The sequence below is a fragment of the Anaerobacterium chartisolvens genome (genome assembly GCF_003337415.1).
GTDB classification, from domain to species: Bacteria; Bacillota; Clostridia; order Acetivibrionales; family DSM-27016; genus Anaerobacterium; species Anaerobacterium chartisolvens.
This window is the reverse complement of sequence record NZ_QPJT01000013.1, coordinates 98,805-111,762: the sequence shown is the minus strand read 5'-3', so window position 1 is coordinate 111,762 and position 12,958 is coordinate 98,805. Positions and strand designations below refer to the sequence as shown.

The 12,958-nt window shown below is 43.5% G+C and carries 12 protein-coding genes; all 12 read right to left on the bottom strand.

Features of this window, described 5'->3' with window-relative positions; all coding sequences use genetic code 11:
• Positions 1–32: 32 nt before the first annotated feature.
• On the bottom strand, positions 33–1,634 hold the full coding sequence (locus DFR58_RS12385; protein ID WP_114298166.1) for a flagellar hook-length control protein FliK: 1,602 nt from the start codon (positions 1,632–1,634) through the stop codon (positions 33–35).
• Positions 1,635–1,672: 38 nt separating this feature from the next.
• Entirely contained in the window at positions 1,673–2,497 is an 825-nt protein-coding gene (locus DFR58_RS12380; RefSeq protein WP_114298165.1) for a MotE family protein, read from the bottom strand.
• Positions 2,481–2,951 carry a flagellar export protein FliJ gene (gene fliJ / locus DFR58_RS12375; RefSeq protein WP_114298164.1) on the bottom strand — a complete coding sequence of 157 codons (471 nt, stop codon included), beginning with the start codon at positions 2,949–2,951 and terminating at the stop codon, positions 2,481–2,483. Before fliJ ends, DFR58_RS12380 begins: the two co-directional genes overlap by 17 nt.
• Positions 2,944–4,260: a flagellar protein export ATPase FliI gene (fliI, locus tag DFR58_RS12370; protein ID WP_114298163.1), complete on the bottom strand. Its 1,317-nt coding sequence runs from the start codon at positions 4,258–4,260 to the stop codon at positions 2,944–2,946. The genes fliJ and fliI overlap by 8 nt, the downstream gene beginning before the upstream one ends.
• Positions 4,253–5,005: a FliH/SctL family protein gene (locus DFR58_RS12365; protein ID WP_114298162.1), complete on the bottom strand. Its 753-nt coding sequence runs from the start codon at positions 5,003–5,005 to the stop codon at positions 4,253–4,255. Before DFR58_RS12365 ends, fliI begins: the two co-directional genes overlap by 8 nt.
• Entirely contained in the window at positions 4,998–6,020 is a 1,023-nt protein-coding gene (fliG, locus tag DFR58_RS12360; RefSeq protein ID WP_114298161.1) for a flagellar motor switch protein FliG, read from the bottom strand. Before fliG ends, DFR58_RS12365 begins: the two co-directional genes overlap by 8 nt.
• A 43-nt stretch (positions 6,021–6,063) precedes the next feature.
• Positions 6,064–7,650: a flagellar basal-body MS-ring/collar protein FliF gene (fliF, locus tag DFR58_RS12355; RefSeq protein WP_114298160.1), complete on the bottom strand. Its 1,587-nt coding sequence runs from the start codon at positions 7,648–7,650 to the stop codon at positions 6,064–6,066.
• A gap of 83 nt (positions 7,651–7,733) precedes the next feature.
• A complete protein-coding gene (fliE, locus tag DFR58_RS12350) occupies positions 7,734–8,039 on the bottom strand; it encodes a flagellar hook-basal body complex protein FliE (RefSeq protein ID WP_114298159.1) in 306 nt (101 codons plus the stop codon).
• A 49-nt stretch (positions 8,040–8,088) separates the two neighbouring features.
• Positions 8,089–8,532 carry a flagellar basal body rod protein FlgC gene (flgC, locus tag DFR58_RS12345; protein WP_114298158.1) on the bottom strand — a complete coding sequence of 148 codons (444 nt, stop codon included), beginning with the start codon at positions 8,530–8,532 and terminating at the stop codon, positions 8,089–8,091.
• A 3-nt stretch (positions 8,533–8,535) separates the two neighbouring features.
• Positions 8,536–8,925, bottom strand: a complete 390-nt coding sequence (gene flgB, locus DFR58_RS12340; protein WP_114298157.1) for a flagellar basal body rod protein FlgB — start codon at positions 8,923–8,925, stop codon at positions 8,536–8,538.
• A gap of 396 nt (positions 8,926–9,321) precedes the next feature.
• On the bottom strand, positions 9,322–10,635 hold the full coding sequence (trmFO, locus tag DFR58_RS12335) for a methylenetetrahydrofolate--tRNA-(uracil(54)-C(5))-methyltransferase (FADH(2)-oxidizing) TrmFO (RefSeq protein ID WP_114298156.1): 1,314 nt from the start codon (positions 10,633–10,635) through the stop codon (positions 9,322–9,324).
• A 17-nt stretch (positions 10,636–10,652) separates the two neighbouring features.
• The gene (gene topA / locus DFR58_RS12330; RefSeq protein WP_114298155.1) at positions 10,653–12,746 is read right to left on the bottom strand and encodes a type I DNA topoisomerase; all 2,094 of its coding nucleotides are present in this window, start codon (positions 12,744–12,746) and stop codon (positions 10,653–10,655) included.
• Positions 12,747–12,958 lie beyond the last annotated feature (212 nt).

Below are 12,958 nucleotides of genomic sequence, written 5' to 3'. Positions count from 1 at the left end.
CCTGTCCTTTTATTAATTTAATTCAAGCTGGTTTATGCCGTGAGATTAATGCTGCTGTCTCCCCATGCATATGGATTTGCGCTGCTGATGCCTTCTAAAAGGGCAGCCTCATCCTCCGTTATTCCATCTACCCTGCCAAGCCTTGCACCGGCTTCGCCGCTCTTTGCATTATACCTGTCCTCCCTGTAAAACCCCTTGTGGGCATCCTGCCTGACTGATACGCTAAAGCCCTGTACACTTAAGCCCTGCTTTTCAAGAGAATCCTTCAGGGTCTGCATATTTGCCTCAATAGCCTCTTTCACCTGCTGGCTTTCAGCAATAAACTTTGCCACAACCATTCCGCGCTCAGTGACTATTTTAAGTGACAGCTTACCTAAGCTATCCGGCTTTAGATCCATTATCATTTCTGATTTTTCACCTGAAATGATCACTCTGGCCTTATTTACAACCTGATCTAAAATGTCATTGCGGGATACACTGCTCTGCCTTGCTTCCTTTACTGCCTCAGATGCTTTTACACTCTGTGAGGGCTGGTTTTCAACCATGCTTGCAAATTGCAAGGAGCTTTCACTATCTACCTGTGTATTCATCTCGGGGGAAGCATTCAGAGATACTTCGTCTCCATTGCCCCGTGTGCCGGTATCCCCTCGCGCGTCCTTACGAAGGCTCTTTCCCTCACTCTCTTGCGAGCTTATTTGCTTCATGCCGTATACATCGGAATTTTCATCCTCCTGCATGACCGCTTCTTCTGCGTTTAAGGAAACGGAATTATCCGCTGCCATAGACTTTATGTCTTCAGACACTTCTGCCGCAAAAGCAGCCGGGTTGTTCTGAAGCTTGCGGGAAAGTTCCTCAAGGTTGACCTTGAGCTTTGCCATTGCCTGTAAAATATCAATGGCAGGCTTGTTGTCTTCAACAACAACTATTTGCGGAGAATCTGCGCTGCCAGCCTGCCTGCTTTTAGACAGCTTGCCGCTGTCATTCGAGATTAAGCCGCCTTGCTGCTCAAAAGTATACCCTGCGCTATCTTGATCTGCATATGCTTCACTCAAGGCATTTCCCAAAACGGAAATAATCTGCCTGAGCGCCTGTGACTGACTTACGTCAAGGCCCACAAGCACGGAAAGCCTGTCGGAAATCATTGCTGCTTTGCTCTGGTCAATAAGATCCTGCGGCTGAATATTAATGCTCTCCAGTATCTCTTTAAGCTCCGACGGCTGCAAGCCAAGTATATGAGCAAGACCCTCCAGTGCCATATCAGCCTGCTGCGTGGAGGATGCCTTATCAGACTTGCTGCTTTCGGCTTCATCCATATCGCCCTTACTTCTGCAAGCCTTATCCGACGGTAAACTTACGCAAGCCGGCTCCTGTTGCTTATTTACTTCCCTTGCTTCTCTAAAGCTCTTTATTGTACGTCTTTGCTCCACTGCACTGTCACGGACGGCACCAATCTCAGTGCCCTTTTTTACTGCTGCCGGACTGCCCATACCACTCCTTGAGGCAGTACTTAAAACCTCGTTAAAGGCCGAAGTACTCACGGCACTTCTTTCATATGCGCTGCCGCCAGTATTAAAAGACGGCGATATGCCCATAAGCCTCCCGGCAAGTTCAAATGAATAGTCCTGTTTTATCATAATTTCACCTCCTTTCACCTATGCTTTTATATTACAAATCAATTGATTGTAACATACGCTGCTCTGAGCTTGTCGGCAAGCTTCGCTGCATAAGAGGGGCTCATTGCCGACAAAACCTCGGCCGACACTTCCTTTTTCATATTTTTCAAAATTTCCACCACAAAGTCACTCTTAGAGCTTCCCATTTCTTCAAATATTTTTGCCGCCGACGATGCATCCATGCTTTCATAAAGCTTTGCATAGCTCCTTATCTGCTCATTTGCCTTTTCTTCCTTTACGATTTCACCATATACCCTTTCAGCAGTCTCTTTATCCACCTTCTCGAAATACTCCTTAAAGCCCTGCTTATCACCATTTGCAATCAATCCGTTAACAGCCTTGCTGTCCTCCTCAAATTGCTTTCTGTCATCATCAATCTGTTTCTGCTGTGCCTCCACATCACTTTTTATACGGGCATTCTCAGCCTTAATCCCCTCATGCTCCGTTCTTTCCTTCTCAAGCTGTTCTATGGCCTTATGCTTTTCCTCAAGCTGTGCCCTCAAATCATCCCTTAGCTTTAAAAGCTCCCTGTACTTCTCCCTTACCTCGTCCTCCGTCATTTGCTTGTCATCCTCGGGATTTACCGGCTGCGGAAGTGCCAGCTTAAGAACAGGTATGCTTTTTATATTCATTCTGTATTTGTCTGCAAGGCCGCCCATATTATTATGGATTACAACATAAAAAGCCCCTCCTAATACCGCCGCCATTATGAGTGTCGCTATTGCAAATGCCAATAACCCAAACAGTGCTCCATTTGGCTTTTTCTTGTTGTTATTCGTCGTACGCGGGGTGGGGCCTTCACTGATATTATTTTTTGTAGCCATTTTTCTCTCCTGCCATAACCCTGTTATAGTTGTAGCTTATTATCTCATCATTAGTATTCTGCTCTTCCCTCAACTGCTCTGCGGAATACTCCTCATATTTCTTTTCCTTGAGCTTTTCGAGCATCTCTTTCTCCTGAACCGCCTTTATAAGCTGATCTCTATATCTATCGACATTACCTCTGGCATAGTTTATATTTTCTTTCTGTATCTGAGCCTTTTGCACCAGAAAGGAAATATATCCTCCATATTCCTTAAGGCTTGAAACCCGAATACCCTTGCTTGACTCACAGCACATCTGCCCTATAAGCTGCTCTCTCTCAAACTCTATTTTATTCAAGAGCTCCCGTTCCCTTTCAAGCTTCCTTATGGCCTTGGCCAGCTCGTTCTTCAGGCTGTCCTCCATTTGAATTTTAAGATTCAGCACCGACTGCAATCCAAAAGTAAATTTAGCCATTCAGCACCTGCCCGAGCATCTCCATTATTGTATCAAAGTTAAATTTTTCTTCGGTACTCTGCTGGAGGAAAGCCGTAATATTGTCTATAAAATCAATGGCATAATCAATTTTATCATTACTTCCCTTAACATATGCTCCTATATTGATTAAATCCTCGGCATCCTTATATACAGCCATAACCTTTTTTATTTCACTGGCCGCAAACTTATGCTCCGGCGTCACAATGTCCGTCATTACCCTGCTTATGCTTGCCAGAATATCTATGGCGGGGTAATGGTTTCTGTTTGCCAAAGACCTCGAAAGAACTATATGCCCGTCAAGAATACCTCTTGCAGTATCTGTCACAGGCTCCATCATGTCATCTCCGTCAACCAGTACCGTATAAAGCCCCGTAACCGATCCCTTCTCTGAATTGCCCGAACGCTCAAGAAGCTTGGGCATTACTGAAAAAACAGAAGGCGTGTACCCCCTTGATACAGGAGGTTCTCCTATAGCCAGACCAATTTCTCTCTGCGCCATGGCAAACCTTGTAAGCGAGTCCATCAGCAAAAGCACATCCTTTTGCTGATCTCTGAAATACTCGGCTATGGCAGTGGCGAGCAAGGCTCCCTTTAATCTCACCAGAGCAGGCTGGTCGGAGGTTGCAACCACCACTACAGATCTTGAAAGTCCCTCTTCCTTTAAATCCTTTTCTAAAAATTCCCGTACTTCCCTTCCGCGCTCTCCTATAAGTGCAATAACATTGATGTCGGCTCTGGTGTTCCTTGCGATCATTCCCATCAATGTGCTTTTACCGACACCGCTGCCGGCAAATATGCCTATCCTCTGTCCCTTTCCCACCGTCAGCAGCCCGTCTATGGCTTTTATTCCAAGGGGCAGCGGCTGTGCTATCCTCTTTCTTGTAAGAGGATGAGGAGGCGCGTTGCTTACCTGATAATACTGCTCGCTCTCTAAGTTTCCCTTTCCGTCAATAGGATTTCCCAGGCCATCCAGAACCCTTCCTATCAAACCTCCCCCTACAGCCACCCTGAGGCTGCCCCCTGTGGCTGTTACGGTGCTTCCCGGCCCTATACCAGCCATATCTCCTAAAGGCATAAGCAAAACATTGTTGTCCTTAAAGCCCACAACCTCTGCATCTATAACTCCCCTATTCCTTACAGACTGTAAATGGCATAGCTCTCCTATATTAACCTCAGGCCCTAACGACTCTATTGTGAGTCCCACAACCTTTGTAACCTTTCCGGTATACTCTATAAAATCGGAATTCCTTAAAATTTTCCTGTATCTATCCAGATTAATACTAATCATTATACCCTCGTCCTAAAGCCTGCCTGAAGCACTCCTCAATTTTACGCATTTTAGTGTCCGCACCTGCGTCTACGCTTCCAAAAGGAGTATCAACCATGCACGCTCCTCTTTTTAATGAAGGGTCTCCTTTAATCTCCAATTCGCCTATTCCTGCTGTCATTGAAAGCAGCTTATTCTTGTTGTCCGATACATAGTCATAATCGTCCATGCTCACCCTTAAAATCAGCTTCTCCTTATTTATGCATTTCTCAAAGGCCTGCCTGACAAGATACAGAATATTTTCATTATCCAATTCCAGTTCCCTGCCTATAACGCTCTGCGCTATTTCAATAATAACACCGACTGTATCGGCCTCCATACCTTCAAGAACCTTGTTATATTCAACTTTCGCGCTCTGCTTTATGTCCCCCGCTTCGTTAATCAGAGCCTCATACTGCATTCTTGCCTGCTCCATTCCCTCGGATAAGCCCCTTTGTCTTGCTTCCTCCTCTATGGCAGCACTGCTTTCATTGGCACGTGCCTCCGCGTCTTTAATAATCCTTTCGGCCTCATAATGGGCCTCCTTTATAATTAATTCAGCTTCTTCCTTTGCAGAGCTAATTATATCCTCGGGAATTTCCTCACGGCTATCCTCAATGTCCTCATTCTTGCTTACCGTGTTAATTGTATGAAAATTCACAGCAGACTTTACGGTAAAGGGTATCCCTAAGTTTATCTGATAATTTTTATAAATATTACTAGACAACTATTTCATCTCCTCCGCCTCTGGATATAACTATCTCCCCTGCGTCCTCAAGCTTGCGTATTACATTTACAATCTTCTGCTGTGCCTCTTCAACATCCTTAAGTCTTACAGGGCCTAAGAATTCCATGTCCTCAGATATCATTTCAGAAAGGCGCTTGGACATATTTGAGAAAATAAGCTTCTGCACTTCTTCCGTTGAGCCCTTAAGCGCAACCGCAAGCTGCTGGTTTTCAACATCTCTTAAGAATCTCTGAATCGATCTGTTGTCAAGAGTTAAGATGTCCTCAAATACAAACATCCTCTTCTTTATTTCCTCCGCAAGATCGGTGTCCTCAATTTCCAAAGTCTCCATGATATATTTCTCGGTACCCCTGTCTACACTGTTGAGTATGTCTACAATAGACTGTACCCCTCCGGCAGCGGTATAATCCTCGGTGACCAATGAAGAAAGCTTCTTTTCAAGAACTCTTTCCACCTCTTTGATTACCTCCGGTGAAGTTCTGTCCATAGTAGCTATTCTTCTTGCCACATCTGCCTGTTTATCCTGGGGAAGCGCCGACAGCACGGTGGATGCCTGCTGCGCCCTCAAATATGCAAGTATTAACGCTATTGTTTGTGGATGTTCATTTTGTATAAAATTCAGAAGCTGAGATGGATCTGTCTTTCTTATGAAATCAAATGGCCGTACCTGTAGTGAAACTGTAAGCTTATTTATTACATCAAGCGCTTTTTGCGCTCCAAGCGCCTTTTCCAGTATATCCTTTGCATACCCTATTCCGCCCTCGGCTATATATTCCTGTGCCAGACAAATTTGATAAAATTCCTCAAGCACCTTTTCTTTTTCTTCAGGAGTCACAGTTCTTATGTTTGCAATCTCCAATGTCAACTGCTCTATTTCCTCTTCCTTGAAATGCTTAAATATCTCGGCGGATTTTTCAGGCCCAAGAGATATAAGAAGCATAGCAGCCTTTTCCTTTCCAGAACGATCTGTCTTCACAGAAGTGCTACGAGCCACATTATCAACCCCCGTATAAATTAGCAATTATTAAAATTTTATTTTAACCTTCCCATTCATCCGAAAGCCAGTTTCTCAACAATTGTGCAACGGCATCCGGCTTTTGCTTAACAAACTTTTCAATTTGCTTTTTAACCTCCGACCTTTCTTCAAGATCAATTTCGGGAATAGGCTCCAACTGATTTTCGGGAACAATAAACCTCGGAGCTGTAGCCGGACTCAAAGAAGGCTGCTGCACAAGCTTTTCCTCCTTCTTTCTTCTGGGCAGCGCGGCTATCATAAGCGCTATTGCCAGTAAAATTATCAGCGCGAATACTCCATATGTATCAAACAATTCCCTTATTGTGTCAGACAACTGGGTTTGCACCTCTTCAGGCGCGGCAATTCTGAATTTATTTACAGAAATATTGTCCACAGGTATACTTGTCGCCATGCTGACCTGCCGCCTCACACTCTCAATTTCCTCCTCCGGCACATCCGTGGCCTTAATACCGTATTTTACATTAACCGCTATTGTAGACTGCTCAGGTACTATGTCGCCTATAGAGTTTTCAAGCTCCGTTAATGTCTCATTATATTCGTTATTTATAACTTCATTTTTTTCTTTATAGGTTGAATTTTCCCCGTTTGATTCTATTTGATAGGAAGGGGTTTGAGTAGTGCCGGGATTGGTTCCCATACCGGGAGAGCCCCCGGTGACATTCCCGTTTTGCAAATCTACCGTATGAGTCTGCCTGTTAGTCACAGCCGGCCCATCCTCTGTAGGATTTGTAAGCACCTTTGATTTTGATGTCTGCTTATTGAAATTAAGCTTAGGATTTGCTACAACAGCCATGTTGTCAAAGCTTGTATACTGTCCGTCAAAAAGTCTTCTGACCTTCCGCTCCAGCTCGGCTGCCCATTTTACCGTCATTTCGTACTGGTCGTTCGCCTTGGCTACAGAACTGTCTGCGGTATCGGCGGTAAGCTCATTCAAATTATGATCCACAACGGTAATATCGCCGGGTTCAAGCTTTTCTACGCTCTTTGCAACCCACATAACCACAGAGCGAACCTGCTCCTTGCTAAGTTCCTGCTTTGGCTTTATCATTACCGACGCGGTAGGCTTAGACTGCTGCTCATCGGACAGCAGAAGAACGGGAGGATTCGGCAACGCCAATGTAACCGAGGCATCCTCTATGTAATCAAACATCTTTAGCTTGGCAGATAAAAGCCTTTCCTGAGTATTCTTGTCAAATTTCCTTTTGTCGCTTTCAGTCGTGCTGTATTGTATCTTGTTGCTGTACCCGTCATCAAATATAGCATCCAGTGACTTAGGGTATCCTTTCTCCACCAATAACGCCTGTGCCTTGTTTTTGTTTCTTGAATCAATAAGAATATTGTTGTCTTCAAGCTTGTATTTAAGCTTTCCCGCTTCCAGAACCGCCGCTATCTCACTTAATTCTTTTTGCTCAGGAATTCCGCCAACGAACAAAGGGACATAGGTAGTCCTTGCCGCAATAAAAATACCAATTACCACAGCAGCTATAAGTATGGCCGCTATAATATATACTCTAATTCTTTGAGACTGCTCAAGTTCCTTCCAAAAATCAGCTACACGCCGCTGCAGCTTTGAAAATACTTCAGGCATGTAATTAGTCACCACCTTGCTTCTAAGGGTTCCTCTTTAGTAATAACACAAAACAATGTATTTTAAAAGCATACACATAAATTTTATATCTGCATCCTCATGATCTCATTGTACGCATCAAGTATCTTATTCCTTACTTGAATGGTAAGCAGCAGCGCCACCTCGGCCTTCTGCCCCGCAACAACCACCTCATCAATATTGTCAGCCTTTCCGGCCGCCAGTGCATTCGCAGCTTCCTCGGAATAATTTTGCATATTGTCGACACTGTTTAAAGCATTCTTTAAATGATCCGCAAAGCTGACCGTGTCTTGCTGATTCTCCCGAAAAGCTTTTATTTCGAGAGCTTCAGACGAAAACGCACCAACACCGCTTATTCCTCCCACATTCATAAAAATTCCCCCTAAAAATTATTATCATTAGTATAGAAATCCAAAGCACTTACCTTCCTATCTCAAGCGCCTTCATTGCCATGCTCTTTGTGGTATTTATAGAGGTTATTCCAGCCTCATAGGATCTTGTTGCGGAAATCATATTCACCATTTCTGTTATTACGTTTACATTAGGCATTTGTACATACCCTTCATTATTGGCATCAGGATGGCCCGGATCATAGACTGATTTAAACGGTGAGGAATCCTCAACAATTTTCGCCGCCCTCACTCCTCCGCCTGTCGAATACTGCCCTGAGCTTTTTTCAAGAAAACTGGAAAAAGAAGGTGTTTGAGTCCTTTCCTCAAAGACCACTTCCTTTCTTCTGTATGGAAGCCCGTCCTCGGATCTCGTAGTATTGGCATTTGCTATGTTTTGGGATATAACGTCCATTCTGAGTCTCTGGGCTGTCAATGCGGAAGCTCCTATATCAAGAGCACTAAAATAACTCATATGCTATCTGCTCCCTCCGTTTATAACCGATTTAAGCTTGCTGAAATATCCTCCCACGCTTTGGGACAAGGCATAATACTTAATGGCGTTTTTAGACATCGCCGCTGCCTCTCTTTCAAAGTCTACATTATTCCCGTCAAGACGGTAGCTTAGGCTGCTGTTATCCTCAACAACAGTGGGGGTCACATTGGGATATTTACCTGTTCCATATTTATTCTGTTGATATGTATTGGTCATGGCATTATTGAGCAGTTCCTCAAACGCCACCGACTTCTTTTTATACCCCGGAGTGTCTACATTCGCTATATTCTGAGCAATAACGTCATTTCTAAGCCATGCCGTTTCCAAAGCCTTTTCTCTTAGTTTCAATCCGTTAAACATTCCCTGAAGCATTTTTACCCCCCTACGCATATCAAAATCAAGTGCTAAATGCTTAGATCTCTACTCACAAGATCATATTCGACATATTAGTTAAATTTCCTTCAAGCTTTCCAATTTATTATGTTAATTTAAGTTAAATTTCCTCATAATAGAACGCTTGAATACATAATACATAATATACCATAAATTATTATAAGAATAACATATTATATATAAAAACACAATAATAGAATATCTGAAATATTTATCATAGGCCTATATATTTCTTGGGCGGCTCCTGGCCTCATGCTCTGAAGCACACTGAAATCAATACATATATGGAATGCTTAAAAAAACAAAATAGTTCTATTGCACTATAACCTTATAGTCCAATTTTAGGACCGCATTTTTTAAAAAAGAGCTTATTAATTATTCTGAAAGACTATCCCTGACTGTCCTTATTACATCCAAGGCTCTCCTGGCTATTTGAGAATTTTTCTCTCTTTTATCCCTTATCCTTATTTTAAGGCCTTGCATAAGCCCAAAATTTATATTCATGGGCTGAAATTTTTTAATCGAGGGGTCTGATATATAGCTGCTTAAAGCTCCTGTTGCGGTGGTAGTGTCAAAAATCACAGGGGGCTTTCCCAAAAACATCATAGCGGCGTTTATTCCCGCAACAAAGCCTGACGAAGCCGATTCAATATAGCCCTCAACTCCTGTAATTTGTCCGGCAAAATACAGCCCTTCCCTGTCTCTGACAGAATATGAGGCATCAAGAAGCTTAGGGGAGTTTATATATGTATTCTTATGCATAACACCGTACCTTACAAAATCCGCGTTGCCTAAGCCGGGGATCATGCTGAATACCCTCTTCTGCTCGGGCCATTTTAAATGCGTCTGAAACCCTACGATATTGTATAAGCTCCCTGCGCTGTTGTCCTGTCTTAGCTGCACAACAGCATAATCCTCTCTTCCTGTAGCGGGGTTTATTAGCCCTACCGGCTTGAGAGGACCAAAGCGCAGTGTATCCTGCCCCCTTTTTGCCATGCTTTCGACGGGCATACAGCCTTCAAACACCATGTCCTTCTCAAACCCCTTTACTTCTGCCTCACCTGCCTCTATAAGCTCGTTCCAAAACAGGTTATATTCTTCCCTGTTCATGGGGCAATTTATATAATCCTCACTGCCTCTGCCGTATCTTGCAGCCTTATATGCTTTTGACATGTCTATTGACTCATAGGTTACTATAGGGGCGGCGGCATCAAAGAAATACATATGCTCATGTCCTGTAACGCTTTGTATTTCACTGCACAGGCAATCGGAGGTCAGAGGGCCTGTTGCAATTATTGTTATTGCGTCCTCTGGTATCCGGCACACCTCCTCGTTAATAACTTTAATGCTTTCACAGCCTTGTATATATTCGGTTACCTTTTTTGAAAATCCCTCCCGGTCCACTGCAAGCGCTCCTCCTGCGGGAACTCTTGTCAGGTCGGCACACCTCATAATCAGAGAGTCAAACATGCGAAGCTCCTCTTTCAAAAGACCGACGGCATTCTCTAGCTGATCAGACCTTAGTGAGTTGCTGCATACCAGCTCTGCAAAGGTTTCCATATGATGGGCGGGGGTATATGACTTAGGCTTCATCTCAAACAGCCTTACCTTTATTCCCCTTTTAGCTATCTGCCAGGCCGCTTCACAGCCTGCCAGACCCGCTCCTATTACATTTATATAGTCGGACATTGTCTCCTCCGTAAGCTTTATCCTTTATAGGCTTCTTCTTTTACGTAATCGCATTGGTCACTGCTGCATTTTAATATGGCTTTTTTGCCCGAAGATTTTTTTACAAGAAAGTTTCCGCACTTGGGGCAGCTTTCATTTGTATGCTTATCCCACGTCATAAACCCGCATGAAGGATTATTCTCGCAGCCAAGATACCTTTTGCCCCTTTTGGACTTTTTGATAAGAACCTTCCCTCCACACTTGGGGCATGTAACACCTGCCTCCTCCAGTATGGGTCTGGCATTTCTGCACTCAGGGAATCCCGGACACGCTAAAAACTTTCCGAACCTCCCGTTTTTTATAACCATATTTCTTCCGCATTTCTCACATAAAATATCGGTAACCTCGTCGGGAATCTCAACATGGCCTATGCGGTCATCGGCTTCCTTGAGGACATCAACAAACTGAGTATAAAAGTCCTCCATAACCTGAACCCATTTCTTTTCTCCCTCTTCCACATCGTCAAGCTGTTTTTCCATTTGAGCCGTAAAGTCTATATCAACGATATCCTTAAAATGGTTCTTCATAATGTCCGTCACAATTTTACCCAGCTCGGTGGGCACAAGCAGCTTTTTTTCCTTCTCCACATAGCCCCTTGCAAGTATTGTCGTTATGGTTGGGGCATAGGTGCTTGGTCTTCCTATCCCTTTCTCTTCAAGGGTTTTTACAAGCGTTGCCTCGGTATATCTCTGGGGCGGCTGTGTAAAGTGCTGCTTGGAATCAATTTTTTTCAGGTTGAACTCCTCTCCCTCATTTATCTCAGGAAGACTGACCTCGTCATCCTCGCTCTCCTCGTCCCTTCCCTCAATATACAGCACCATAAAGCCGGCAAACTTAACCTTTGAGCCATTAGCCTTAAAAATATAGCCCGAGGCCTCGATGTCCACCGACAGGGTGTCATATACCGCAAAAGCCATCTGGCTTGCAATAAACCTCTCCCATATAAGCTTATAAATTTTATACTGTTCGTTTGACAGAGATGCCTTTATAGATTCTGGATCCATTGTTATATGAGTGGGTCTTATAGCCTCATGAGCGTCCTGAGAAGCCGACTTGTTTTTATAGTTCCGCACCTCTTCGGGGGCATACTTATCTCCGTACTTTGACTTGATAAAATCCTTTGCCTCCGTCTGGGCCTCAGATGAAATCCTTAAGGAATCCGTACGTATATATGTCACAAGTCCCAAGGCACCCTGCCCCTTAATTTCTACTCCCTCGTAAAGCTGCTGCGCAACCATCATGGTTCTTTTAGTGGTAAACCCTAATTTTCTTGCCGCTTCCTGCTGAAGTGTACTGGTTGTAAAGGGAGGCGAAGGATACCTCTTCTTTTCACTGGTTTTAACCTTTTTTGCAATATACCGGCTGCCTTCGATTTCACCCAATATTTGCTTTACCTGCTCTTCATTTTTCAGTTCAATTTTGCCGCTGACGGAACCGTAAAACTTTGCGTCAAATGCCCCTGACCTCATTTTCTGCTTAAGAAGCTTTGCGGTAATAGACCAATACTCGTCGGGCACAAACCTTTCTATTTCTTCCTCGCGGTCGCATATAAGCCTGGTGGCCACCGATTGGACCCTTCCCGCGCTCAAGCCCTTTCTAACCTTTCTCCACAGCAGAGGGCTTATTTTATATCCCACAATACGGTCAAGTATTCTTCTGGCCTGCTGTGCATCCACCAGATCCATATCTATCTCCCTTGGAGCTTTTATGGCACTCTTTACCGCATTTTTTGTTATCTCATTAAAGGTTATTCTGCATTGCTCGTTCTCATCTATATTTAAAATATTGGCCAAATGCCATGATATTGCTTCCCCTTCACGGTCAGGGTCAGTAGCAAGATAAATCTTACGGGCATTTTTGGCTTCTTTTTTCAGCTTGCTTATCAAATCTCCTTTTCCGCGTATGGTTATATATTTAGGCTGGAAGTTTTTATCTACGTCCACACCTATCTGGCTCTTTGGAAGATCCCTTATATGCCCCATTGACGCTTCTATTTTGTAGCCCTTCCCTAAAAACTTGCCTATAGTCTTTGCCTTTGCAGGAGATTCAACAATTACCAAATATTCTGCCATTTCGTCCCTCCGTAAAAACTGTTTTATAGTGCTTATTCAATATAATAAGCTTTCATTCCCTATTTTGCCGCACCTTTTAATAAAAATATTTTCCGGAAGCTTTAATTGCATTTTTATAGAAATAATCCGGTATATAAATAATTATTTTAAAAGGTGGAAAACTATAATTATATTAACACATTTTTTTATAATGTCCACAATCTTTTATTGTA

Excerpts from the sequence above, each read along its gene's own strand:
- DFR58_RS12385 (WP_114298166.1), bottom strand. The coding sequence starts at position 1,634 with ATGATAAAACAGGACTATTCATTTGAACTTGCCGGGAGGCTTATGGGC.
- DFR58_RS12380 (WP_114298165.1), bottom strand. The coding sequence starts at position 2,497 with ATGGCTACAAAAAATAATATCAGTGAAGGCCCCACCCCGCGTACGACG.
- fliJ (WP_114298164.1), bottom strand. The coding sequence starts at position 2,951 with ATGGCTAAATTTACTTTTGGATTGCAGTCGGTGCTGAATCTTAAAATT.
- fliI (WP_114298163.1), bottom strand. The coding sequence starts at position 4,260 with ATGATTAGTATTAATCTGGATAGATACAGGAAAATTTTAAGGAATTCC.
- fliF (WP_114298160.1), bottom strand. The coding sequence starts at position 7,650 with ATGCCTGAAGTATTTTCAAAGCTGCAGCGGCGTGTAGCTGATTTTTGG.
- fliE (WP_114298159.1), bottom strand. The coding sequence starts at position 8,039 with ATGAATGTGGGAGGAATAAGCGGTGTTGGTGCGTTTTCGTCTGAAGCT.
- flgC (WP_114298158.1), bottom strand. The coding sequence starts at position 8,532 with ATGAGTTATTTTAGTGCTCTTGATATAGGAGCTTCCGCATTGACAGCC.
- flgB (WP_114298157.1), bottom strand. The coding sequence starts at position 8,925 with ATGCTTCAGGGAATGTTTAACGGATTGAAACTAAGAGAAAAGGCTTTG.
- trmFO (WP_114298156.1), bottom strand. The coding sequence starts at position 10,635 with ATGTCCGACTATATAAATGTAATAGGAGCGGGTCTGGCAGGCTGTGAA.
- topA (WP_114298155.1), bottom strand. The coding sequence starts at position 12,746 with ATGGCAGAATATTTGGTAATTGTTGAATCTCCTGCAAAGGCAAAGACT.